This is a genomic window from Saccharopolyspora sp. ASAGF58 (assembly GCF_012277335.1).
Taxonomy (GTDB): domain Bacteria; phylum Actinomycetota; class Actinomycetes; order Mycobacteriales; family Pseudonocardiaceae; genus Saccharopolyspora; species Saccharopolyspora hattusasensis.
On the sequence record NZ_CP040605.1, the window covers coordinates 485,015 to 509,265 of the forward strand.

The window sequence follows — 24,251 nt, forward strand, 5'->3', positions numbered from 1 at the left end:
GCGGGTGGCGGGCATGGCGAAAGCGAGAAGACCCCGCCGTCACCCGCGACGGGAGCGCAAGGCGCTGCGCAGGTCCTCGCGGCGCAGCACTCCGCTCGGCCTGCCTTCGCCGTCGACCACCAGGAACTGCCAGGCCAGCACCGACTGGACGCGCTCCAGGATCGCGTCCGGGGTTTCGCTGTCGAGCAGGATGGTGTCCGGGTCCACCGGTTCGGCGGCTCGCTCGGCCGGTTCGTTGGGCGCGTGGGTCGCCAGCCGCTCCGCCGCGGTCTGGTCGAGCAGGCCGACCGCGATGCCGTCGGCGCGCACCAGCACCACTCCCCGGCCCGCCGCCGCCAGCAGCGCATCGCCCACCGGGCTCTCCGCCGGGAGCTGCAGGACCGGCCGCACCAGTTCGCGTAGCTCCAGCCCCACCGGCCAGCTCTTGCGCTGCTCGGCGGCGTGCTCGGCGCTGGCCCCGGCCACCACGAACCACGCCATCAGCACGCAGACGCCCAGCCGCAGCCACTGGTCCTGGGCGTCGTCGAGCAGCCCGGCCAGCGCCCAGGCGATCAGGGCCGCGGCGACCGCTCCCGCACCGATCACGCCCGCCGTGGTGCCCGCTCCACGCTTCCCGGTGATCTGCCAGGTCAGCGCCCGCAGCATCCGGCCGCCGTCCAGCGGCAGCCCCGGCAGCAGGTTGAACACGGCCACGGCCAGGTTCGCCACGCAGGTCTGCGCCACCAGCAACCAGATCGCGCCGCCTGGCACCAGGGCGAACCAGCCGATGCCGGTGGCCACCGCCAGCACCATCGACACCGCCGGCCCGGCCGCGGCGATCAGGCCCTCCTGGGCCGGCTTAGGCGGCGTCCGGGATATCTCCGACAGGCCGCCGAGCAGGAACAGCCGGACACGCCGCACCGGCAGCCCCAGGCGCAGCGCGACGATGCAGTGCCCGAGTTCGTGCAGCAGCACCGAAACCGCGAGCAGCACGGTGAACACCGCCGCCAGCACCGCGCTCTCCCAGATGCCCGCGTCCGGCAGGATCCGGCCCACCAGCGGCGTGTACAGCAGCACGATCAGCGCCGCCCCGAGCCACCACGACGGCGAAAGCAGCACCGGCACTCCGGCGACGCGGCACAGCAGCAGGCCGCCGTCGTTCGGTTTGGGCCGGGCAGGCGGGGATGCGGTCGACGGCATGCAGGCAGGGTAGTGCGTCACGCGTGAGGCGGTTGTGATCCGTGCGGGGGGTGATCGCGTGTCGGTCCGCTCGTTTAGGGTTTCGGGCCATGGCGGAATCGGCGCAGGCGGCAACAGACGGAACGCTCCAGGACGGCGGGACCAGGCGTCCTGCGCTGTCCCCGTCCCGCGCGAGCGACTTCAAGCAGTGCCCCCTGCTGTACCGGTTCCGCGCCGTGGACCGGTTGCCGGAAACGCCGACCAAGGCGCAGGTGCGCGGCACGGTGGTGCACTCGGTGCTGGAGCGGCTGTTCGGGCTGCCGACGGCCGAGCGCGACCCGGCGCGGGCGCGGGCGCTGCTGCAGCCAGCCTGGGAGGAGCTGCTCGCGCAGCAGTCCGAGCTGGGCGAGCTGTTCGACGGGCCCGGCGACCCGGAGCTGGCGGGCTGGTTGGAGTCGGCGAACGCGCTGCTGGACGCCTACTTCGAGCTGGAGGACCCGCAGCGGCTGGAGCCGGAGGCCTGCGAGTTGCGGGTGGAGACCGAGCTGGCTTCCGGGGTGCTGCTGCGCGGGTTCATCGACCGGGTCGACGTGGCCCCGACCGGTGAGATCCGGCTGGTCGACTACAAGACCGGTGCCGCGCCGCGGGAGATCGGCGAGGCCAAGGCGATGTTCCAGATGAAGTTCTACGCCCTGGTGCTGTGGCGCACCCGCGGCGAGATCCCGCGCCAGCTGCTGCTGATGTACCTGGCCAGCAAGCAGCGGTTGGCGTACACGCCGGACGAGACGGAGCTGCGCCGCTTCGAGCGCACCCTGGAGGCGATCTGGCAGGCGATCCTGCGGGCGGGCAAGACCGGCGACTTCCGGCCGAATCCGAGCCGCCTGTGCGACTACTGCGACCACAAGCCGCTGTGCCCGGCCTTCGGCGGCACCCCGCCGCCCTACCCGGGCTGGCCGGAGCCTGACCCGGGCCCCGAATCCGTCCTCGACCGCACCGACTGACCGGTCCCCGGGACCCGGGCCGCAGAACGAGCCTGGGGGCTCTTAGATCCTTTTGGTGAATGCCGTCCGCGCCTTGGAAGCGGCGTAGCCGCTTGCATTCACCTTGCCAAGACGACCATCGGCGGGTTCTGCGAGGTTTTCTTGCGAGGACGGCCCCTCCGCCGCGTATTGGACATACATCAGGAGGGGCACCCGCAGTCCAGGGAACCTCTCAGGTTCCGCTGCGACCACCCACCCAGACCATTCACCAACAGGCTCTTAAAGGCGGCAGGCGCGGATGTCGGACGACAGGATCGCCTTGGCACCGACGGCCGCGAGGCGGTCCATGATTGCCGGGGCCTCCTTGCGGGAGACCATCGCGCGCACCGCCACCCAGCGGTCGTCGGCCAGCGGCGACATGGTCGGCGACTCCAGGCCCGGGGTCACCTTGGTCGCGTCGTCGAGCAGCTCGCGCGGGCAGTTGTAGTCCAGCATCACGTACTGCTGGGCGAACACCACGCCCTGCAGCCGGGCGATGAGCTGGTTCTTCGCCTGCTCCTCGTCCGAGCCGCGCCGCTGGATGACTACCGCCTCGGAGTTGCAGATCTGGTCGCCGAAGGCCACTAGGCCGTGCTGGCGCAGCGTTCGTCCGGAGCCGACGACGTCGGCGATGGCGTCCGCGACGCCGAGCTGGATGGAGATCTCCACCGCGCCGTCGAGCCGGATGACGTCGGCCGTCACGCCGTGTTGCGCGAGGTCGTCGGCGACGAGCTTCGGGTAGGAGGTGGCGATCCGCTTGCCCTGCAGGTCCGCGACGGTCCACTCGTGCGGGCCAGCCGGGGCGGCGTAGCGGAACTTGGAGCCGCCGAAGCCGAGCGCGAGCCGCTCCTCGACCGGCGCGCCGGAGTCGCGGGCCAGGTCGCGGCCGGTGAGCCCCAGGTCGAGCTCGCCGGAGCCGACGTAGATCGCGATGTCCTTGGGGCGCAGGAAGAAGAACTCGACCTCGTTGACGGTGTCCAGGACGGTCAGGTCCCGCTGCTCATGGCGCTGCCGGTACCCGGCTTCCGCGAGCATCTCGGATGCGGGACCGGCCAGCGTGCCCTTGTTGGGCACAGCCACACGCAGCATGGGCCTCGATCTCCTCGGTTATTCCTGGGTCGGGTTCACAGGTAGCGGTACACGTCCTCAAGGGACAGTCCGCGCCCCAGCATGATGACCTGCAGCCGGTACAGCAGCTGCGAGATCTCCTCGGCGAGCTGTTCGTCCGATTCGTGCTCGGCGGCGATCCATACCTCGCCGGCCTCTTCGATGACCTTCTTGCCCTGGGCGTGCACCCCGGCGTCGAGCGCGGCTACCGTCGCCGAGCCCGCCGGTCGGGTGCGGGCCCGTTCTTGCAGTTCGGCGAACAACTCGTCGAAGGTCTTCACAGTGCACGATCCTTGCATCCCGGGTCGCCGGCCTCGACGGCGGACCCGGTCGTTTACGGGTTCCATCACGACACGTCATCTGGTGGCCAACTCACCGGAACCCGGTGGTCGCCTCCAGCGCCGCGCCGAGCGTGTCCTTGATCATGGCCAGCGCGGCGCCTCCGGGGCTGCACCGACCGCCCGGCCCGCCGCGCGGTCTCGTCGAAACGGATGAGTCCGGCGTACTCGCGTCCGACCGGACCGTAGCCGACCAGGACGATCGGGACTTCGATCATCACGCCGCTCGCACGAACAGCTCGCCTAGGGCGGCGAAGTCCACGTCCGCCAGCGAGTCGCGCAGCACCCGGTGCGGGCCGGGCTGCAGCGGCACCTCGCACGGGATGGCGATCACCAGGCAGCCGGCGGCTTCCGCCGAGGCCACGCCGGTCGGCGAGTCCTCGATCGCGACGCAGTCCGCGGGGTCCACGCCGAGCAGCCGCGCGGCCTTCAGGTACGGCTCGGGGTCGGGCTTGTTCTTGCCGTCCACCTCGTCGCCGCAGACCGTCAGGTCGAACGAGCCGCGGCCGAGGGTCTCCAGCGCGAGCTCGGTCAGGGACCGGATCGTGGAGGTCACGAGCGCGGTGGGGATGCCCAGCTCGCGGGCCTCGCGCAGCGCCTCCTGCGCGCCCGGCCGCCACGGCAGGCCCCGCTCGAACAGCTCTTCCATGCGGGCCGTGACCCACTCGGCCGCCGCGTCTACCTCGGCGTCCGTGTCCGGGATCCCGGCATCGGCCAGCAACATCCGCATGCTGCGCGCCATGTTGGAGCCGACCATCGCCTCCCTGGTGGCGTCGGTGAGCGCGCCCCCGCGATGCCTTGCGTAGTCGTCCAGCGCGATGGTCCACAACTTCTCGGAGTCGACGAGCGTGCCGTCCATGTCGAACAGCACTGCGGCGGGCGAGGTCTGACCGGCGTCGCGGGTCACTCGGGATTCTCCGTTCCGGGAGGAGGTTTGGGACCAGGGCCGCCTCCAGTAGAGCATCCGGGCCCGGCCGTCCCCAGCGAAAGTGTCCAATCCCTCGTCGGATCAGGTGTTGAAGTACTTGGCTTCCGGGTGGTGGGCGACGATCGCGTCGGTGGACTGCTCCGGGTGCAGCTGGAACTCCTCGGAGAGGGTCACGCCGATCCGTTCCGGTTGCAGCAAATCGACGATCTTGGCCCGGTCCTCCAGGTTCGGGCAGGCGCCGTAGCCCAGGGAGAAGCGCGCGCCGCGGTAGCCGAGCCGGAAGAATTCCTCCACTGTGGACGGATCTTCCGCCGCCACCGGGGCGCCGGAGGCGAACAGCAGTTCCTGGCGGACGCGGCGGTGCCAGTACTCCGCCAGCGCCTCGGTGAGCTGCACCCCGAGGCCGTGGATCTCCAGGTAGTCGCGGTAGGCGTTGCGGGCGAACAGCTCGTTGGCGTGATCCGCGATCGGCTGGCCCATCGTGACCAGCTGCAACGGCAGCACGTCCACCTGCCCGGACTCCTCGGCGCGCTCCCGCGAGCGGAAGAAGTCCGCGAGGCACAGGTGCCGGTCGCGGGCCTGCCGGGGGAAGGTGAAGCGGCAGCGCTCCGGCGCGTCCGCCTCGTCCTTGTCCAGCACGACCAGGTCGTCGCCCTCGGACACGCACGGGAAGTAGCCGTAGACCACCGCCGCGTGCTGCAGGATCCCCTCGGTGGCGAGCGCGTCCATCCAGTACCGCAGCCGGGGGCGCCCCTCGGACTCGACCAGTTCTTCGTAGGACGGACCGCCTTTCGCGCCGCGCAGCCCCCACTGGCCGAAGAACGTGGCCCGCTCGTCCAGGTAGGCGGCGTACTCGCCGACCGGCACGCCGCGCACCTCGCGCCGTCCCCAGAACGGCGGCGTCGGCACCGGAACGTCGGCGGCCACGTCCGAGCGGCTCACCGGCGCGGGCTCCGCCACCGCTGCCTTGCGCTTCTCGGCGATCCGCAGCGACCGTTCCCGGCGGGCCTTGCGCTCGGCCTTCTTCGCCTCCTCGGCCGGGTCCGGGGCCACCACGCCGCCGCGCTTGCGGGCCATGATGGAGTCCATCAGCCGCAGGCCCTCGAAGGCGTCGCGGGCGTAACGCACCTCGCCCTCGTACAGCTCGTCGAGGTCGCTCTCCACATAGGACCGGGTCAGCGCCGCGCCGCCGAGCAGCACCGGGAACGCCTCGGCCACTCCCCTGGCGTTGATCTCCGCCAGGTTCTCCTTCATGATCACCGTGGACTTCACCAGCAGCCCGGACATGCCGATGGCGTCCGCGTCGTGCTGCCGCGCGCTGTCCAGGATGGTGCCGATCGGCTGCTTGATGCCCAGGTTGACCACGTTGTACCCGTTGTTGGACACGATGATGTCGACCAGGTTCTTGCCGATGTCGTGCACGTCGCCCTTGACCGTGGCCAGCACCAGGGTTCCCTTGCCCGCGGCGGAGTCCTTCTCCATGTGCGGCTCCAGGTAGGCGACCGCGGCCTTCATGACCTCGGCGGACTGCAGCACGAACGGCAGCTGCATCTGCCCGGAACCGAACAACTCGCCCACGACCTTCATGCCGGCCAGCAGGTTCTCGTTGATGATCTCCAGCGGCGGCTTCGCCGCCATCGCCGCGTCCAGATCCGCTTCGAGCCCGTTGCGCTCGCCGTCGACGATCCGCCGCTCCAGCCGTTCGAACAGCGGCAGCGCCGCGAGTTCCTCGGCGCGCGAGGCCCGGCTGGACTTCGCGGTCTGGCCCTCGAAAAGCTCCATCAGCCGCTGCAACGGGTCGTAGCCGTCGCGGCGCCGGTCGTAGACCAGGTCGAGCGCGACCTGCCGCTGCTCGTCCGGGATCTTGTTCATCGGCAGGATCTTCGAGGCGTGCACGATCGCGGTGTCCAGCCCCGCTTCCCGGCACTCGTTGAGGAACACCGAGTTCAGCACCTGCCGGGCCGCCGCGTTCAGTCCGAAGGAGACGTTCGAAATCCCCAGCGTGGTGCGGACTTCCGGGCGCGTGCGCTTGAGCTCGCGGATCGCCTCGATGGTCTCGATGCCGTCGCGGCGCACCTCCTCCTGGCCGGTGGAGACCGGGAAGGTCAAGGTGTCGACGATGATGTCCGACTCGGCCAGCCCCCAGTTGCCGGTCAGGTCGTCGATGATCCGGTTGGCGACCCGCAGCTTCCAGTCCTTCGTGCGGGCCTGCCCGTCCTCGTCGATGCACATCACCACGACCGCCGCGCCGTGCTCGCGGACCAGCTCCATGACCCGCCGGTAGCGGGAGCCCGGGCCGTCGCCGTCCTCGTAGTTGACAGAGTTGACCACGCACCGGCCGCCGAGCCGTTCCAGTCCGGCGCGCAGCACCGGCGGCTCGGTGGAGTCCAGCATCACCGGCAGCGTCGAGGCGGTGGCCAGCCGCGCGGCCAGCTCGGCCATGTCGGCGGTCCCGTCGCGGCCCACGTAGTCCACGCAGAGGTCGATCAGGTGCGCGCCGTCGCGGGTCTGGGCCTTGGCGATCTCGACGCAGTCGTCGTAGTCACCGGCCAGCATCGCCTCGCGGAAAGCCTTGGAGCCGTTGGCGTTCGTGCGCTCGCCGATCACCAGCACCGACGCGTCCTGGTCGAACGGCACCGCCTGGTACAGCGAGCTGACGCCCGGCTCGGGCCGCGGCTCGCGCGGCGGCGGGTCCAGTTCCCGCACCGCCTCGACGACCTGCCGGATGTGCTCGCCGGTCGTGCCGCAACAGCCGCCGACCAGGCGGGCGCCGAAGTTCGCGACGAACTCGGCGAGCGCCTCGGCCAGCTCCTCCGGGGTCAGCGGGTACACCGCTCCGCTCGGCCCGAGCTCGGGAAGCCCGGCGTTGGGCATCACCGACAGCGGCACGCGCGAGTGCTTGGCCAGCTGCCGCAGGTGCTCGCTCATCTCCGCCGGCCCGGTGGCGCAGTTCATCCCGATCAGGTCGATGCCCAGCGGCTCCAGCGCGGTCAGCGCGGCGGTGATCTCGGTGCCCAGCAGCATCGTGCCGGTGGTCTCCACCGTCACCTGCGCGATGATCGGCACCCGCCGCCCGGCCCGCGCCATGCCGCGCTTGGCTGCCAGCACCGACGCCTTGGTCTGCAACAGGTCCTGCGAGGTCTCCACGAGGACCGCGTCGATCCCGCCGTCGAGCATGCCGAGGGTCTGCTCCTCGTAGGCGTCGCGCAGCGCCTCGAAGCCCACGTGCCCCAGCGTCGGCAGCTTGGTGCCCGGCCCCATCGCGCCCAGCACGAACCGGGGCTGTCCGGCGGTGGCGAACTCGTCGGCGCACTCCCGCGCCAGCTGCGCGCCGCGCTCGGCCAGCTCGCGGATGCGGTCGGCGATGCCGTACTCGCCGAGGTTGGCCAGGTTCGCGCCGAAGGTGTTGGTCTCGACCGCGTCCGCCCCGGCCGCCAGGTACCCGCGGTGCACGTCGCGCACCACGTCCGGGCGGGTCGCGTTGAGAATCTCGTTGCACCCCTCCAGCCCCGCGAAGTCGTCGAGGCCCAGCGGCACCTCCTGCAGCATGGTGCCCATCGCGCCGTCGGCGACGAGGACTCGGCGCTCCAGCGCCTCCAGCAGGGGTGACCAGGGAGAATGCGGCATACCAACCAGCGTACGAGCGGCGGCCAACCGGATTCCCACACTGTGGTACCCGGCCCGGCACTCAAATCACGCCGCGGTGTTGCAGGTAGCGGAACACGAGTATGCCGGGGAGCACGGGCAGCCAGTAGGTGAGCAGGCGGGAGATGAGCACCGCCGTGATCGCCGCGGTCGCCGGTACCCCGATGGCGCCGAGGCCCGCGAGCAGCACCGCCTCGACGGCGCCGAGGCCGCCAGGCGAGGGCACCAGGTGGCCGAGGGTGTTGCCGATGATGAACACGAGCGTCACCGCCACCCACGAGAAGTCCGGGTGCAGCGCGGCCAGCGACGCCGCCAGGCCCAGGCCCGAGACCACCAGGTAGCCCAGCGCGCCGCCGAACAGCTGGAGCGCGCGCACCGGGTGGCGCAGCGTCTCCAGCAGTTCGCGCCCGACCTCCACCGACGGTGCGGCGATCCGGCGGCGGCCGAAGGGCGAGGCCACCACGACCGCGGCGACCACCAGCACCGCGACCGCGGCGACCGCCACCGGCCAGCCGGTCGGGAACGAGAGGTTGGTGAACGTCCCGGACAAGCCGACCGCGAACACCCCGAACACGGCCACGACGAACGCCACCGCCCCGGTGCCCGCCTGGTTGAGCAGCGTCACCCCGACCGCCACCCGCCGCCGCAGCCCGAGCCGCTCCATGTACACCACGTTGATGCCGAAGAACCCGGCGCCACTGGGCGTGGTGCGCCCGGTGAACGCGGCCGCCACCTGCACGAGAAGGGTCTGCCAGAACGGCAGCGGAACCCGGCTGGAGCCCTGCACGGAGACCGACGACGCCAGGATCGCCAGGAATCCGGTCGCAACCGCCACGCCCAACCAGACCCAGTTCGCGTGCTGCACCGCCGTGAGCACCGCGCCCATGCTGGACAGCTCCGGGAGCAGCAGGTAGACGGCTGCGGCGATGAGCAGCATGCCGATCACGGTGATCGGGCGGACCGGCGAGCGGAACCCCGGGATCGGCAGGCCCAACCCGTCGGCCAGGGCTTCGCGCAGTTCGGGCAGCAGGAAGCGGCCGTGCGGCGCCTGGTTCCTGATCCGCCGGGGCAGCGCCAGCGGGACCAGGTTCCGCAGTGCCGCCGCGAGCTGCTCGGCGGGCAGCGCGCGGATCGCGGTGGACACCGTGCGCTCGGTGCCGGCCACCGTCGCCAGCGAGAGCATCGCCTCGGCCAGGTCCTGGGCGCAGCGCGCCTCTTCCGCGCCCGCGTGGCTGAACGTGAAGCTCAGCAGCCAGGGCCGGTTCTCGTCGTCCACCAGGATGTTCTTCGCGCGCAGGTCGTGGTGGGCGATGCGGGCCCCGGCCAGGGCCGCGAGCTGCGCCCAGATCGCCGCCAGCAGCTCGTCGTCGATGTCGTCGCCCCGCATCTCCGACAACCGGCGTCCGCGCACCTGCCCGACCACCAGCAGCGCGGGCGCGTGCTTGACGTCGCAAGCCAGCACGACCTGCGGGGTGCGCACCCCGGCCCGCTCGGCCAGCAGCGTCACGTAGGCCTCGTGCTCCACCTCGTGGTGCGGGGTCGACAGCCGCGGCTCGTCCTGGACGTCGAGCAGCGTGAGCAGCCGTTTGATCTTGTACCAGGGTCCGGCGCGGCGGCTCATCCGCCGCACCACCTTCACCCGCAGCGTCCGCCCGTCCCCGGTCCGCACCGCGAACTCGCGCGGCACCAGCAGCCGGTGCCGCAACGCGATGATCGAGACCGGTTTCAGCCCGGCCAGCTCCAGCTCGCCGAAGATCACCTTCTCGGAGACCTTCCGGCCGGGCGCGCCCCAGACGAGGTGGCAGAGCATCCCGACGCCCCAGCCCAGCAGCGCGCCACCCACCGTGTCCAGCGGCAGCTGGAGACCCAGGTGGACCACGGCCACGCCGACCAGCACGGTGAGCCCCCAGCCGACCCGCCGCGCGGGCCCGCCCAGGTAGGGCGCGGCGACCACGGCCAGCACCGTCACGATGGCCACTTCGCTGGAGGGGAACGGGAATCCGCCCGGCGGCTCGAAGACCGGCGCCGGCACCGCCCGGGCGGGCAGCACCTGGTGCATGATCTGGGCGAGGCCCCAGGTCAGCGCGCCCGATCCCGCGCACAGCAGCGCCACCCGGATCCAGCCGAAGTACATCGCCACCGCGGTCACCCCGGCGATCCCGGCCCAGCCCCCGAGCCAGACCAGCACCACCCACACCGGATCGGAGATCGCCGGGATCCGCTCGAGCTGCTGGTAGATCGCGACCTCGACGGGGTTGGCGGGCACCAGCACCAGCAGCACGCTCAGCGTGAGCAGCCCGCCGGCGACGAGCAGCTTGGCGAGGTCCGCGGGGCGGCGGCCGATCGACAACCGCAGCCGGGACTTCGGGGATATCCCAGTCCCCTCGCTCGGTGACGATCCGGTGCTGTCCACTTGCTGGATGGGGTTCCCTCTCCGCTGACACCCACGGTGACTTGGGTAAAGGGTCTTGCCCGCGAAACCTCACGTCAAACCGGCAACCGGTGGTGCCCGGCCGGTCACGAGCGGTGCAGGGATGTCGGGCGCTCGCGTCGGCGTGGCGTCGTAGGCTGGCGCCGTGACCGATCGCGACGCACACAACACCGAACAACCGCGCGCCGAACTGCCCCAACTGACCGATCCGATCTTGGTCAGCGCTTTCGAAGGCTGGAGCGGCGGGCTTACCCAACCGCCGCGATCGCGCCGTAGCTTCGTAGGGAGGTTCGCGTGAGCGAGAAGCAAAACCTTCCCCAGCTTGCGAACCCCGTCGTCATAGCTGGTTTTGAGGGCTGGAACGATGCCGGCGACGCCGCCAGCTCCGCGATCGAGCACCTCCAGCTCATCTGGGACGCGACACCGTTGAGCGAGATCGACCCGGACCCGTACTACGACTTCCAGGTCACCCGCCCGACGGTGAAGCTGGTGGACGGCATCACCCGCCAGGTCTCCTGGCCGACCACCCGGCTGACGGTCTGCCGCCCGCCGGGCTGCGATCACGACGTGGTGCTGGTGCACGGCATTGAGCCGAACATGCGCTGGCGGGCGTTCTCCGCCGAACTCGTGGAGCAGATCGAGCGGATCGGGGCGCGCACCGTGGTCACCCTCGGAGCACTGCTCGCGGACGCTCCGCACACCCGGCCGGTGCCGGTCAGCGGTGCGGCCTACGACACCGACTCGGCGGCTCGGTACGGCCTGGAGCGCTCCCGCTACGAGGGCCCGACCGGGATCGTCGGGGTCTTCCAGGACGCCTGCGTGCAGGCCGGGATCCCGGCGATCTCGTTCTGGGCGGCGGTACCGCACTACGTCTCGCAGCCGCCGTCGCCGAAGGCGACGCTGGCGCTGCTGCACCGGGTCGAGGACGCGCTCGACGTCGAGGTACCGCTGGGCAACCTGCCGGAGCAGGCCGAGGAGTGGGAGCAGACCGTCAGCGAGATGGCGGAGGAGGACGAGGACGTCCGCAACTACGTCCGCGCGCTGGAGGAGCGCGGGGACGCCGAGGTCAAGCTGACCGAGGCCAGCGGCGACGCGATCGCGGCGGAGTTCGAGCGCTACCTGCGCCGCCGCGGCCCCGGCGGACCCGGCGGCAAGGGCCCGTTGGGCCCCGGCCCCGGCTGACCGAACGCGATCACGTGAAGCGCGAGGGGCACCCGCGGCCGTAATTGGACAGCCGAGCCAATCGGACACGGGTGTCCCTCACGGTTTCACAGCTCGGCGCCGAGGAGGGCGTCGACGGCGGTACGGATCTGCTGCGGCGCGCCCCGGTCGGAGCCCCCGGAGGTCAGCGCCTCGTCGGCCCAGGCGTCGATCGCGCGCAGCGCCTGCTGGGTGTCCAGGTCGTCGGACAGCCGCTCACGCAGCCGTGCGACGGCCGGCTCCGCCGCCGGAGCCGCATCCAGCGCGACGGCCTCCCGCCATCGGGCCAGCCGCGCGGAGCCGTTGATCAGCGCGTCCTCCGTCCACGACCGGTCGGTGCGGTAGTGCCCGTCCAGCAGCGCCAGCCGGATGGCCATCGGGTCCACCCGGTCGCCGCGCAGCCGGGACACGAACACCAGGTTGCCCTTGGACTTCGACATCTTCTCGCCGTTCAGGCCGATCATCCCGGCGTGCACGTAGTGCTTGGCGAACGGGAACTCGCCGGTCAGCGACTCGGCGTGCGCGGCGCTGAACTCGTGATGCGGGAAGATCAGGTCCGAGCCGCCACCCTGGACGTCGAAGCCTAGGCCGAGCCGGTTCAGCGCGATCACCGAACATTCCAGGTGCCAGCCCGGCCGGCCGGCGCCGAGCTCGGACTCCCAGGACGGTTCGCCGTCACGGGCCATCCGCCACACCAGCGCGTCCAGCGGGTGCTCCTTGCCGGGCCGGTCGGGGTCTCCGCCGCGCTCGGCGAAGAAGGCACGCATGGTCGCTTCGTCGTAGTTGGACTCGTAGCCGAAGTTGCCGGAGGCCCGGTGCCGGAAGTAGATGTCGGGGTGCTCGCCGTCGACCCGGTAGGCCGCACCCGAGGCCAGCAGCTTGCCGACCGCCTCGACGATCTCCGGGATGGACTCGACCGCGCCGACGAAGTCGGCCGGCGGCACCACCCGCAGCGCCTCCATGTCCTCGCGGAACAGCGCGGTCTCGCGCATCGCGAGCACGATCCAGTCCTCTCGGTCGCGCTCGGCGCGCTCCAGCAGCGGGTCGTCGATGTCGGTGACGTTCTGCACATAGTGCACCTGGTGACCGTTGTCCAGCCAAACCCGGTGAACCAGGTCGAACGCCAGGTACGTCGCGGCGTGGCCGAGATGGGTCGCGTCGTACGGCGTGATGCCGCAGACGTACATCCTCGCGACGGGCCCGGGTTCGGTAGGCCTGACCTCACCGGCGGCGGTGTCGAAGAGGTGCAGTGGGCTGGGTGTGCCCGGCACCTGAGGCACGGGAACCGATGACCAGGGTTGCATGCATCCGACCTTAAACGTCCGAGGCGAGTGGACGCCCCGGACGGGCGCCGTATCACATAGTGGGAAGACCAGCGAGACCCCGACTACCCGCCGAGCGGAAAAAATCTCGTCGAACTAAATAATATTTAGGTTAACGACTAACCGGATCCAGGCCCGGCAAAAGATCAGTTAGCCGATCGGGAAAATCGGACGAAACAACACATAGCCACCCATTCCGATCATCCGAATTCGCCACTTCGCAACGCCGGTGCCGAGGTGGGATCATTCCCTTTAGAAGTCGAATATTCGCACGTCAGAGGCTCGACAACGGCTCAGCTAACCGGGCTAAAAAGTCAAAACAGGCGGTCGTAACGCAATCGGATCTTCACTCGAATGGCTGGACATGGACATCGCTCTAAGTATGATCAAGGCCCAAACGAAAGGACGCGAACGCGAATCCGAGACACGGTGAGTTGATGGGCGGAGAACCGACAATTCGCGCAGACCCCGGCACCCGGGTGACGCCATCCGGGCCCGGCGAAGCAGGTGGAGGCGATCGGTGACATCGGTACGCGTGGAGCGGCTCTACAAAATCTTCGGCCCACAGCCGACGGAGCTGGTTCGCCGCCTGGAGGCGGGAGCCGACCAGGAAGAGATCAAAGCGGTGGGCGCCACCGCCGCGGTGGTGGACGCGTCGTTCGAAGTCGGAGAGGGCGAGACCTTCGTCGTGATGGGGCTGTCCGGCTCCGGCAAGTCGACGCTGATCCGCATGCTCAACGGGCTGCTCACGCCCACCTCCGGCAAGGTGCTCGTCGACGGCGACGACATCACCGGGATGTCCGCCCCGGCGTTACGCGCGATGCGCCAACAGAAGATGAGCATGGTGTTCCAGCACTTCGCCCTGTTCCCGCACCGCACGGTGCTGGACAACGCCGGCTACGCCCAGCAGATCCGGGGCGCGAGCAAGTCCGAGACCGACGAGCAGGCGCGCGAGGCGCTGAGCCTGGTCGGCCTGGAGGGATGGGAGGAGCGCTACCCCCAGCAGCTCTCCGGCGGCATGCGGCAACGCGTCGGACTCGCCCGCGCCTTGGCCGCCCAGACCGACGTGCTGCTGATGGACGAGGCGTTCAGCGCGCTGGACCCGCTGATCAAGCGGGAGATGCAGGACCAGCTGCTGAACCTGAACGCGAAGCTCGGCAAGACCATCATCTTCATCACCCACGACCTCAACGAGGCGATGCGGCTCGGCGACCGCATCGCGATGATGCGGGCGGGGCGGATCGTGCAGATCGGCACCGCCGAGCAGATCCTCAACGAGCCGGCCGACGACTACGTCGCCACCTTCGTCAAGGACGTCGACCGCAGCCGGGTGCTCACCGCGGCGTCCATCGTCGAGCCGCAGGCCACGGCCCCTCCCGGGGAGGATCCGGTGCCCGCCGACACGCCGATGGCGGACCTGTTCGCCCGGATGAGCGCCCGCGCGGTGCCGGTCCCCGTGGTCGACAAGCAGCAGCGGGTGCTCGGCGTGGTCACGCCGACAGCAGTGTTCAAGGCGCTGTGCCGCGAGGTTCCGGCGGCCGGCGACGGCGAACCCTCCGAGATCGAGGAGGCGAGTGCTTCCGATGTCTAATGCGTTCCTCTCCGCCGCCCAGTTCGAGCTGCCGCGGATCCCCATCGGTGACATGTTCACCGGCCTGGTCAACTGGCTGAACAACAACATCGGCCCGGTGTTCGACTTCATCATCCTGGTGGTGGAAGGGGCCGTTACGGGCCTGAACTACGCGTTGACCTTCCTGCCCGATCTGGTCATGGTGCTGGTGTTCACGGCGCTGGCGCTGTGGCTGCGCAGCTGGCGGTTCGCGCTGTTCAGCCTGATCGGCTTCGGGTTGATCGCGAGCATGCGGGAGTTCACCGCCGCGATGCAGACCCTGTCGCTGGTGCTGGTGGCCAGCGTCATCGCGGTGCTGATCGGCATCCCGCTGGGAATCTGGGCGGCGCGCAACGCGCGGGTCAGCATGGTCGTGCGGCCGGTGCTGGACCTGATGCAGACCATGCCGGCCTTCGTCTACCTGATCCCGGCAATCCTGTTCTTCAACATCGGGACGACGCCGGGTGTGATCGCGACCGTGGTCTTCGCGCTGCCACCGGGAGTCCGGCTCACCGAACTGGGCATCCGGCAGGTGGACAAGGAGGTCGTCGAGGCAGGTGAGGCATTCGGCGCCCCCGAGCGCAAGATCCTCACCGGCATCCAGCTCCCGCTGGCGATGCCGTCGATCATGGCGGGCATCAACCAGGTGATCATGCTGTCGCTGTCGATGGTGGTCATCGCCGGCATGGTCGGTGCCCAGGGCCTGGGCACCGACATCTACCAGGCGGTCACCCGGGTCCAGCTCAGCCTCGGCTTCGAGGCCGGCCTGTCGGTGGTGATCCTCGCGGTCTACCTGGACCGGATCACCGCCGTGCTGTCGGACCGCTCGCCGGTCGCGCGGGCGGAGCGCAAGGCGGCCCCGACCGGATGAGGTTTTCGCAGAAAGGCAGGGCAGGAATGTTCACCGGAAGAAGATCAAGACGCCTTCTCGCTCTCCTCGCCGCACTGGTCGCCCTGGTGGCGGTGGCCGCGGGATGCGGCGGTCGCTCGGCGCAGACCGGCCAGCAGGCGAAGGCGATCAACATCGGCTTCATCGCGTGGGACGAGGACATCGCGGTCACCCACCTCTACAAGGTGTTGCTGGAGCAGAAGGGCTACAAGGTCAACACCCAGGAGCTGGAGGCCGGCCCGATGTACGCCGGGCTCGCGCAGGGCAACATCGACCTGTTCCTGGACGGTTGGCTGCCCCAGACGCACGCCGACTACTGGAAGCAGTACGGCCCGCAGCTGGAGGACCTCAACGTCTGGTACGACCAGGCGACGCTGACCATAGCGGTGCCCAAGTACATGACGGACGTGAACTCGATCGCCGACCTCAAGGGCAGGGGCCCGGAGTTCAACGGCGTGATCACCGGCATCGACCCGGGCGCCGGGCTTACCCGCATCACCAAGGACAGCGCGATCCCGGCCTACGGGCTCGGCGGCGAGTACACCCTGCAGACCTCGTCGACGACCGCGATGCTGGCCTCCCTGGAGAAGGCGACCAAGGATCAGAAGCCGATCGTGGTCACGCTGTGGCACCCGCACTGGGCGTACGCCCGGTACCCGATCAAGGACCTGCAGGACCCGCTGGGCGCGATGGGCAAGGCGGAGCAAGTCCACGCGATCGGCCGCAAGAACTTCAGCCAGGACTTCCCCGAGGTCACCGACATGGTGAAGAAGTTCAAGCTGGACGACGCCCAGCTCGCGTCGCTGGAGAACGCGATCAACAGCGCCGAGAAGGGCAAGGAGGACGACGCCGCACGGAAGTGGGTGTCGGAGAACCAGGCCGTGGTGGCCAACTTCTTCACCCCCTGAGCAAAAACCGCGAGCGAAAGGCCGGTGGGCGTGACCACCGGCCTTTCGCGTTGCTGCTACCGGGGATTCCGGATTCCGTCGATCAGGCGGGTCCAGTTGTCCCCGCCCCGGCCCGCGGCGATGGCCCGGTCGTAGTGCGCCTTGATCGCGCGCGGCAGGTGGATCGGGCGATTTCGCGCGAAATCGCCACCTTCCAGGCGTGGCGAGTGGCGATTTCGCGCGAAATCGCCACTACTGCCATAGGGCCGCAACTTCACCGCGGAGCGGATCATCGGTCACGCGAGGTCGAACCGCCCGGCCCTGACGGCGGCGACGAAGCTCCCCCACCGAGCCCCACCGAACCAAATCTCCGGCCCACCAGGATTCTTCGAGTCCCGAGCCCCGACAACCTCGTCAGCCAAGGCGACCTCGACGCATTCGCCGTTGTTAGCGCTGTAACTGGACTTCCGCCAGTCAGCTGCATCGGCGGTCGCGAACGCAACCTCGACACAGACTCCGTTGTTCGCGCTGTAGCTCGACTTTCTCCAGACTGGGGCAGACACGGTGTCCCTCCGGTTACGTCTCGGACATCAACGCTTTCACGAATTCCACCGATTTGGCTGGTTCAAGCGCGACGTGTTGCAGGCTTTCCGCAACCAGTGTATAGGTCCGCACGTCATCGGGATCTTGGACGTAGATTGCTCCATCCAGGTGTTCGAGGTATGCGACTGGTCGCGCTTCAGCGAACGTGAGCACCAAGAACTGACCTGTACCGCCCGCATCGTGCGGACCACACTCAGGTCGAAGCACCTGGAAGGTGATACTCGGTCGTTGCGCCAGTTCGATCAAGTGCTCGTACTGAGCCAAGCGGCACTCTGGTGTTCCAACGGCCAAACGCAGCGCTGATTCTCCGACGACGACGTGAAGCTTCAGCGGCTCAGATTCGGTCAGACGTCGAGCACGTGCAATGCGGAAGGAAACGAAACGCTCGTTATGGTTCTGGCCTACGAACCCAGATGCGGAAGTGAGTGCCTGAGCGTAGTCCTCCGTCTGTACCAGCCCCGGAAGAACCATCGGCTGGTACGCAAATTCTGATTCGGCCAAGCCTTCCAGCCCGACGAAGGTGCTCAGCCAATCCGGGATCACGTCGATCCATGGCGCGAGCCACGAACGTTGATCCGCTCGGCCGCACAACGACGTCAGCCGGTCAACCTCCCAAGCCGGGGCGCCGTAGAACTCCAGCAGGCCCGCGATCTGTTCTGGTTGCGGGAAGTACATGCCCTTCTCAAAGTGGCCGACCAGGCTTGTCGAGCACCCGATCGCCTTCGCCGCATTGGCCAGCGTTTGTCCGGCGCGTTTCCGGTACCTCGCCAGCTCGACGCCGATCAACCAGCGCAGCGCCGACGGGTCACCTCGTCCAGCCACTCGTACCTCCACACCTCTCGGGACCACCGCACAGTCTGCCCTGCACGACAAGGGTCAACGTCGACACCACCCAGTTCGGTAATGGACACACCTAGATTTCTAGCTACTGTCGTAAGTGATCGATTTCACGAGCCCCAGGGAGGTCTGATGAACAACACCGAACCCGACATCTGGGCGCCCGAGCCCGAGGAATACGCGCTCGTGCGCGAGGAATCCAGCGCGCCCCCAAGCTTTTCGCGCTGTGCGAGCTCGAGCGGGATGACGACGAGTGGGAACTGACCGAGGGCCGGGTGCTCGCCTGGGGACTCGCCTTCGGCGACCGCGCCGAGGTCGTCAGCATCGATGGTCGCGGCCGTGGCTCCTTCTGCTCCCCCACCCGCGCCGCCGAGACGTTCGCCCACACCGCCGAGGTCCGCCTCGTCTACCCCTAGCTCCTGGGATGGCGATTTCGCGCGAAATCGACACCTGCCCCTCACGGGAAGTGGCGATTTCGCGCGAAATCGCCGTCATGCACCCCGGCGGCGCTTGGTGCGGAGGTAGTCGCCGACGACCGCCGCGCCGAGGCCGTCCGGGGTGGGTGCCAGGACCCGGCCGCCGCCGCGGCGGGCCACGATGTCCACGAAAGCCTCCAGGCGGGGGTCCTCGCCGAGCATGAAGACGCTCAGCGTGGCGCCCAGGCGGCGCAGGGCGTCCACTTCGGACAGGGTGACCTGCAGGGTGTGCCGCGTCGGCGGGTACTGGAACACCGCCTCGCCGTCGGGTTCGAGGTGGGCGGTGGGCTCGCCGTCGGTCACCACCAGCACGACCGGCTGGGCGTCCGGGTGGCGGCGCAGGTGGCGGCCCGCGAGCAACAGCGCGTGGTGCAGGTTCGTGCCCTGCTCCCAAACCCCTTCCAGCGCAGCGAGTTCACCGACGTCCACAGTGGACGCATAGCGTCCGAAGGTCACCAGTTGCAGCGCGTCCGAGCGGTACCGGGTCGCGACCAGGTGGTGCAGCGCGAGGGCGGTGCGCTTCATCGGCACCCAGCGGCCGTCCTGCACCATCGACCACGACGTGTCCACGCAGAGCACCACCGCCGCGCGCGAACGCTGCTCGGTCTCGGCCACCTCCAGGTCCGAGATGTCCAGCTGCGCCGAATCCGGCCCCTCCGCCGCGCGCCGCAGCAGGGCGTTGCGCACCGTACGGACGGCGTCCCACGGCTCCGCGTCGCCGTAGGTCCACGGCCGCGTGGTGCCGGTCAGCTCCCCCGCCGCGCCCGCGCGGTCGGTATCGCGCTCGCCGCGCCGCGACCGGAGCTGCGAGATCACCGAGCGCAGCGCGGTCTCCCCGAGCCGGCGCAGGGCGCGCGGCGACAGCCGCAAGCTGCCATCGGGTGCCCGTTGCAGCAGTCCCTGCTGCCGCAACTGCTGCTCGATCTCCGACAGCCGCTGCGCATCGACGACGGCCTGCGGGCCGAGCTGCCGCTCCAGCGCCTCCAGGTCGATGTCCTCCAGGCTCGCGCCCGGATAGGCCTGCCCGAGCTGCTCCGCCAGCCGGTCCAGCTCACCGAGCTCGGCCATCGCCGCCGTTGCCTCGGCCAGCCCCATCGGCTGGTCGCCGCGGAACCGCGCCCGGCCCGTCCAGTCCTCGCCGGGCCGCAACCCCTGCAGCTGCCTGTCGAGCCGCTGCAACGCCTGGGCGATGCGCGGGTCGCCGAAGGCCTGCTGGGACAGCGACATCAACTCGGCGCGCTGCTGCTCGCTCATGGAGTTCAGCAGCCGCTGCGCGGCCGCCGAGCGGGCCGCCAGCGCGTCGATGAGCTCGTCGACGTTGCGCGGGTTCTCCGGGAAGAACTCGCCGTGGGTGGCCATGAACTGCTCGAACTTCTGCTGGATGCCGGAGTCCCCGCGGGCGTGCGCGGCCAGCAGCACCGAGAGGTCGTCGAGCATTTGCCGCACCCGCTCGACGTCCTCGGGCGTGACCTGCTGCATCGCCTGCTTCATGCCCTGGAAGCGCTGTTCGAGGAACTCGGTGCCCAGCATCTGCCGGATCTCCTCGAAGGTCTCCCGCGCATCCGACGACCGCCAGTCGTAGTTCGCCAGCTCCGAGACCTGACCCGCGACGTCCGGCGGCAGCGCGTCCAGCTGCAGCTCGCGGAACCGCGCGTCCTCGCTGGTGTCGGCCGCAAGCGCCAGCCGCTCCTGCTCCAGCGCGCGGTCCAGCAGCCGGCGGACCTCGGAGATCGTCCCGTCGAGCCGGTGCCGCCGCTGCATCTCGCTGCGCCGCTGCCACAACCGCCGGGTGAGCTCGTCGAGACCGGCGGCGTCGCGGGTGCCGGTGCGCAGCAGCTCCTCCAGCGCGGAGCGCGGCGAAGCGCCTTCCATGACATCGCGGCCGATCTGGTCCAGTGCCGCGCGCAGATCCACCGGCGGCGTCAGGGGATCCGCCCCGCCGTGCCACGCGTTGTACCGGAACCGGCGGCTCATCAGCTGTACACCGACCGGTCGTCATCGGCGTCCTTGCCGAGCCGCTTCGCCAGGTACAGCGACTCCAGCGCCAGCTCGACGGCGCTGGCGATGCGCCCCGGCGGGTCCCCGGCGCGCACCCCGAGCCGCTCGGCGACCTGGTGCAACACCGGCAGCTCCGGCAGCGCGGTGAGGACGTCGCGCCCCGCGACGCGCTCACCGGTGGCCACCGGGTGCCCGTCGACGACGGCCCGGGCCAGCGACTGCAGGTCCAGCCCGGCGAACAGGCCGCGGGCGGTGTCGGCCACGGAGCGCCGCAGCAGGTAGCCCAGCAGCTCGTCCTCGCGGCCCTCCTCGCCCGCCTCGAACTCGATCTTGCCGCGCAGCACGGCGGGCACCGCCGCCAGGTCGACCGGCCGCGCCACCGCCGGGTGCTCGCCGGTCACTGCGGACCGGTGCAGCGCGGCGGCCGAGACGGTCTCGGCGGCGGCGATGGCGAACCGGGCCGACACCCCGGAGCGCTGGTCGACCGCGGCGGATTCGCGCAGGTGGCCGACGAAGCGGGCGAGCACCTCCAGCAAGTGGTCGCCGACCTCGGCCGGCAGGTCCGCCTCCTGGCGCACCAACGACACCTCGTCGTCGACGTCCAGCGGATAGTGGGTGCGGATCTCCGCGCCGAAGCGGTCCTTCAGCGGCGTGATGATCCGGCCCCGGTTCGTGTAGTCCTCGGGGTTGGCGGTGGCGACCAGTAGCACGTCCAGCGGCAGCCGCAGGCTGTAGCCGCGGATCTGGATGTCCCGCTCCTCCATCACGTTCAGCAGCGCCACCTGGATCCGCTCGGCCAGGTCGGGCAGCTCGTTGACGGTGACGATGCCGCGGTGCGCGCGGGGCACGAGTCCGAAGTGGATCGTCTCCGGGTCGCCCAGCGAGCGGCCCTCGGCGACCTTCACCGGGTCCACGTCGCCGACCAGGTCGCCGACCGAGGTGTCCGGGGTGGCCAGCTTCTCCACGTACCGCTCGCTGCGGTGCCGCCAGGCCACCGGCAGGTCGTCGCCGAGCTCCACGGCGCGACGGCGGGAGGCCGGCGTGATCGGCTGCAGCGGGTGTTCGCCGAGTTCCGAGCCCTCGATCACCGGCGTCCACTCGTCCAGCAGTTCGACGAGGCTGCGCAGCAGCCGCGTCTTGCCCTGGCCGCGCTCCCCGAGCAGCACGACGTCGTGCCCGGCGATCAGGGCGCGTTCCAGCTGCGGCAGCACGGTCTGGTCGAATCCGACGATGCCGGGCCACAGCGCCCGGCCGGAGCGCAGCGCGGTCAGCAGGTTGGCGCGCAGCTCGGCCTTGACGCTACACGGGGCGTGGCCGCTGGACCGCAGCTCCCCTACCGTGCGGGGCAGCCCTTCGGGTTGAGTCGGGGTCGTCACGCCCCCGACGCTACCGGCAGGAACCGACAAGCGCTGCCATAGCAGAAAGGATTTCGTATGTGGGCGCGGTGGAGTAGAAACACCAAGTAACCCGCGATGGCACGCGCAGGAGGATCAAGTGGGCCTGGAAATCGAGGTCGACCCCGGCGAAGCCGGTTTCGACGCCGCCCGGCTGAACCGGATCGACGAGCACTTCGCGAAGTATGTGGAGGCCGGCAAGCTGCCGGGCTGGCTGGCGCTGGTGTCCCGGCACGGCAAGATCGCGCACCTGTCGACGCACGGCATGCGCGACATCGCCAGCGGCTCCCCGGTGCAGACCGACACGCTGTTCCGGATCTACTCCATGACCAAGCCGGTCACCTCGGTGGCGATCATGATGCTGCACGAGGAGGGCGCCTTCGAGCTCACCGACCCGGTCGCCGACTTCATCCCATCGTTCGCCGACCTGCGGGTTTACCGCGGCGGGACCGCCCACGCCCCGCAGACCCGCCCGGCAGGCGAGGACATGCGGATCTGGCACCTGCTGACGCACACCTCCGGCCTCACGTACGCCTTCCACTACCTGAACCCGGTCGACGAGCTCTACCGCCGCGCCGGGTTCGACTTCGACATGGCCGCCGACCTCGACTTGGCGGGCTGCTGCGACGAGTGGGCGAGCATGCCGCTGCTGTTCGACCCGGGCACGGCCTGGAACTACTCGGTGGCCACCGACGTGCTGGGCCGGATCGTGGAGGTGGCGTCCGGGCAGACGCTGGACGAGTTCTTCCGCACCCGCATCTTCGAGCCGCTGGGGATGACCGACACCGGCTTCGCGGTGGACCGCGCCAACGCCGACCGGCTCGCCACCCTCTACGCGGCCGACCCGCAGGGCAAGGCCCGCCCGCACCCGAAGCACGCGGAACTGCACGCGGCGGCGTTCGAGCTACCCAAGGCCCTCTCGGGCGGCGGCGGGCTGTTCTCCTCCGCGCACGACTACCACCGGTTCACGCAGATGCTGCGCCGCGAGGGCGAACTCGACGGCACACGCCTGCTCGGCAGCCGCACGGTGCGGTACATGACCCGCAACCACCTGCCCGGCGGCGCGGACCTGGAAACCCTGGCGCTCGGGTCGTTCTCCGAGGTGGCCAACGCGGGCAAGGGCTTCGGGCTGGGCTTCGCGGTGCTCGACGACCCGCTGGCGGCGAAGGTGATCAGCTCCCGGGGCGAGTTCTCCTGGGGCGGCCTGGCCAGCACCGCGTTCTGGGTGGACCCGGCCGAGGACCTGACGGTGCTGTTCCTGACCCAGCTGATGCCGTCGAGCACCCACCCGATCCGCCCCCAACTGCACCAACTCGTCTACCAGTCCCTAGTGGACTGATCGCCGTGAGTACTTTCAGGTGCTATGGCACCCAAAAGCGCTCACGGGGATCAGCCGTGAGTACTTGCAGGTGCTATGGCACCCAAAAGCGCTCACGGGCTCAGCAGACGGGATTCGCCGATGGCGAGGTCCCAGAGCTGCTCCGGGTCGCGGCCGGTGTCGCGCCAGGCCTTGCGGACGCGGGTCAGCGGTTCGACGACCGGTTCCCGGGTCAGCACGAATGTCGCCCAGTGCATCGTCGCCGCGTACCTCGCGCCCAGGTCCGCCACCGCCCGCACCGCCTCCTCCGGGTTCATGTGCACCGGCTTCATGAACCACCGCGGCGCGTACGCGCCGATCGGCACCATCGCCACGTCGATGCCCGGATACCGCTGCCCGATCTCGGCGAAGTGCGGGCCGTAGCCGGTGTCCCCGGCGTGGTAGACCCGGTGCTCCGGGCCGGAGATCACCCAGCTGCCCCATAGGCTGCGGCAGGTGTCCCGCGGGCCGCGGCGGCTCCAGTGTTGCGCGGGCGCGAAGTCGAACGTCAGCCCGGCGACCTCCGCGGACTGCCACCAGTCCAGCTCGACGACCTCGGTGAAGCCGCGGCGCCGGAACCAGCGGCCCACCCCGGCGGGCACTAGCACCGGGGTGTCGCGCGGCAGCCGCAGCACGGTGGGCGCATCCAAGTGGTCGTAGTGGTTGTGGCTGATCACGACCGCGTCGACGGGCGGCAACTCGCCGAAGGAGACACCCGGCGGCGTCAGCCGGCGCGGCACGCCGGGAATCCGGGACGACCAAACGGGATCGGTGAGCACCGTGGCCCCGGCCATCCGCACCACGTAGGTCGCGTGGCCGACCCAGGTGACCGCGGTGTCCTGCGCCGTGACCGGCGGCAGCCCGGTGCGCAGCACCGGGATCCGGTTGGAGTCCTCCACCCGCCCGCGGAATCCGCCGGTCCACATCAGCCGCATCACGTCGCTGAAGCGGGGCCGCGGCGCACACAGGCGGTCGGCGTAGGAGGGCTGGATCATCGGCTGCTGGTACCGGGTTCGCACCCGACCAGATTGCCCCGCCCGGCAGCCGGTCCGC

General features: G+C 70.1%; 21 protein-coding genes. 8 read left to right on the forward strand and 13 right to left on the reverse strand.

Annotated features, from left to right (window positions below; genetic code table 11):
- Nucleotides 1–39: 39 nt before the first annotated feature.
- Nucleotides 40–1,179, reverse strand: a complete 1,140-nt coding sequence (locus FDZ84_RS01995) for a site-2 protease family protein (protein WP_168584453.1) — start codon at nt 1,177–1,179, stop codon at nt 40–42.
- Between the two features lie 89 nt (nt 1,180–1,268).
- On the opposite strand from FDZ84_RS01995, the gene FDZ84_RS02000 reads away from it, so the two are divergent.
- The gene (locus FDZ84_RS02000; RefSeq protein WP_168584454.1) at nt 1,269–2,159 is read left to right on the forward strand and encodes a RecB family exonuclease; all 891 of its coding nucleotides are present in this window, start codon (nt 1,269–1,271) and stop codon (nt 2,157–2,159) included.
- 258 nt (nt 2,160–2,417) lie between these two features.
- On the opposite strand, the gene hisG is transcribed toward FDZ84_RS02000, so the two are convergent.
- The 5 genes from hisG to FDZ84_RS02025 all read right to left on the reverse strand — a co-directional run bounded on the left by hisG (nt 2,418) and on the right by FDZ84_RS02025 (nt 10,608).
- Entirely contained in the window at nt 2,418–3,266 is an 849-nt protein-coding gene (gene hisG, locus FDZ84_RS02005) for an ATP phosphoribosyltransferase (protein WP_168584455.1), read from the reverse strand.
- 35 nt (nt 3,267–3,301) lie between these two features.
- Nucleotides 3,302–3,565, reverse strand: a complete 264-nt coding sequence (locus FDZ84_RS02010; RefSeq protein ID WP_168584456.1) for a phosphoribosyl-ATP diphosphatase — start codon at nt 3,563–3,565, stop codon at nt 3,302–3,304.
- Between the two features lie 274 nt (nt 3,566–3,839).
- Complete coding sequence (locus tag FDZ84_RS02015; protein WP_256413649.1) at nt 3,840–4,529, reverse strand: HAD family phosphatase; 690 nt, start codon at nt 4,527–4,529, stop codon at nt 3,840–3,842.
- A 102-nt stretch (nt 4,530–4,631) separates the two neighbouring features.
- Nucleotides 4,632–8,177 (reverse strand): methionine synthase, encoded by a 3,546-nt coding sequence (gene metH, locus FDZ84_RS02020; RefSeq protein ID WP_168584457.1) that lies wholly within the window; start codon nt 8,175–8,177, stop codon nt 4,632–4,634.
- A gap of 61 nt (nt 8,178–8,238) precedes the next feature.
- Entirely contained in the window at nt 8,239–10,608 is a 2,370-nt protein-coding gene (locus tag FDZ84_RS02025; RefSeq protein ID WP_168584458.1) for a lysylphosphatidylglycerol synthase domain-containing protein, read from the reverse strand.
- Nucleotides 10,609–10,920: 312 nt separating this feature from the next.
- Between FDZ84_RS02025 and FDZ84_RS02030 the strand changes: the two genes are divergently transcribed.
- Nucleotides 10,921–11,808: a PAC2 family protein gene (locus FDZ84_RS02030; protein ID WP_168584459.1), complete on the forward strand. Its 888-nt coding sequence runs from the start codon at nt 10,921–10,923 to the stop codon at nt 11,806–11,808.
- 86 nt (nt 11,809–11,894) lie between these two features.
- Here the strand turns inward: FDZ84_RS02030 and mshC are convergent, their stop codons facing one another.
- Nucleotides 11,895–13,130, reverse strand: a complete 1,236-nt coding sequence (gene mshC / locus FDZ84_RS02035) for a cysteine--1-D-myo-inosityl 2-amino-2-deoxy-alpha-D-glucopyranoside ligase (protein ID WP_168584460.1) — start codon at nt 13,128–13,130, stop codon at nt 11,895–11,897.
- Nucleotides 13,131–13,683: 553 nt separating this feature from the next.
- Between mshC and FDZ84_RS02040 the strand changes: the two genes are divergently transcribed.
- From FDZ84_RS02040 to FDZ84_RS02050, 3 genes are read left to right on the forward strand one after another with little or no spacing between them, the layout of a single operon-like run.
- Complete coding sequence (locus tag FDZ84_RS02040) at nt 13,684–14,739, forward strand: glycine betaine/L-proline ABC transporter ATP-binding protein (RefSeq protein ID WP_168589732.1); 1,056 nt, start codon at nt 13,684–13,686, stop codon at nt 14,737–14,739.
- Nucleotides 14,732–15,628 (forward strand): proline/glycine betaine ABC transporter permease, encoded by an 897-nt coding sequence (locus FDZ84_RS02045; protein WP_168589733.1) that lies wholly within the window; start codon nt 14,732–14,734, stop codon nt 15,626–15,628. Before FDZ84_RS02040 ends, FDZ84_RS02045 begins: the two co-directional genes overlap by 8 nt.
- 26 nt (nt 15,629–15,654) lie before the next feature.
- Nucleotides 15,655–16,554, forward strand: a complete 900-nt coding sequence (locus tag FDZ84_RS02050; RefSeq protein ID WP_168584461.1) for a glycine betaine ABC transporter substrate-binding protein — start codon at nt 15,655–15,657, stop codon at nt 16,552–16,554.
- A gap of 56 nt (nt 16,555–16,610) precedes the next feature.
- Here FDZ84_RS02050 and FDZ84_RS37605 read toward each other — a convergent pair whose 3' ends face one another.
- From FDZ84_RS37605 to FDZ84_RS02065, 3 genes are read right to left on the reverse strand one after another with little or no spacing between them, the layout of a single operon-like run.
- Nucleotides 16,611–16,826 carry a hypothetical protein gene (locus tag FDZ84_RS37605; RefSeq protein ID WP_210435396.1) on the reverse strand — a complete coding sequence of 72 codons (216 nt, stop codon included), beginning with the start codon at nt 16,824–16,826 and terminating at the stop codon, nt 16,611–16,613.
- Between the two features lie 3 nt (nt 16,827–16,829).
- Nucleotides 16,830–17,096, reverse strand: a complete 267-nt coding sequence (locus FDZ84_RS02060; RefSeq protein WP_168584462.1) for a DUF397 domain-containing protein — start codon at nt 17,094–17,096, stop codon at nt 16,830–16,832.
- 13 nt (nt 17,097–17,109) lie between these two features.
- Entirely contained in the window at nt 17,110–17,958 is an 849-nt protein-coding gene (locus FDZ84_RS02065) for a helix-turn-helix transcriptional regulator (RefSeq protein ID WP_168584463.1), read from the reverse strand.
- A 147-nt stretch (nt 17,959–18,105) separates the two neighbouring features.
- Here FDZ84_RS02065 and FDZ84_RS39910 point away from each other — a divergent pair, with 147 nt between their 5' ends.
- Nucleotides 18,106–18,237 (forward strand): hypothetical protein, encoded by a 132-nt coding sequence (locus FDZ84_RS39910; RefSeq protein WP_256413651.1) that lies wholly within the window; start codon nt 18,106–18,108, stop codon nt 18,235–18,237.
- An 11-nt stretch (nt 18,238–18,248) separates the two neighbouring features.
- Nucleotides 18,249–18,389, forward strand: coding sequence for a hypothetical protein (locus FDZ84_RS38480; protein ID WP_246868734.1), 141 nt, complete (start codon nt 18,249–18,251; stop codon nt 18,387–18,389).
- 75 nt (nt 18,390–18,464) lie between these two features.
- Here FDZ84_RS38480 and FDZ84_RS02075 read toward each other — a convergent pair whose 3' ends face one another.
- Together FDZ84_RS02075 and FDZ84_RS02080 are read right to left on the reverse strand one after the other, a co-directional pair.
- Nucleotides 18,465–20,423 (reverse strand): VWA domain-containing protein, encoded by a 1,959-nt coding sequence (locus FDZ84_RS02075; RefSeq protein ID WP_168584464.1) that lies wholly within the window; start codon nt 20,421–20,423, stop codon nt 18,465–18,467.
- Nucleotides 20,423–21,823 (reverse strand): ATP-binding protein, encoded by a 1,401-nt coding sequence (locus FDZ84_RS02080; RefSeq protein WP_168584465.1) that lies wholly within the window; start codon nt 21,821–21,823, stop codon nt 20,423–20,425. The genes FDZ84_RS02075 and FDZ84_RS02080 overlap by 1 nt, the downstream gene beginning before the upstream one ends.
- Nucleotides 21,824–21,941: 118 nt before the next feature.
- On the opposite strand from FDZ84_RS02080, the gene FDZ84_RS02085 reads away from it, so the two are divergent.
- Nucleotides 21,942–23,180 carry a serine hydrolase gene (locus FDZ84_RS02085; protein ID WP_168584466.1) on the forward strand — a complete coding sequence of 413 codons (1,239 nt, stop codon included), beginning with the start codon at nt 21,942–21,944 and terminating at the stop codon, nt 23,178–23,180.
- Between the two features lie 92 nt (nt 23,181–23,272).
- On the opposite strand, the gene FDZ84_RS02090 is transcribed toward FDZ84_RS02085, so the two are convergent.
- On the reverse strand, nt 23,273–24,193 hold the full coding sequence (locus tag FDZ84_RS02090) for an MBL fold metallo-hydrolase (protein ID WP_246868735.1): 921 nt from the start codon (nt 24,191–24,193) through the stop codon (nt 23,273–23,275).
- Nucleotides 24,194–24,251 lie beyond the last annotated feature (58 nt).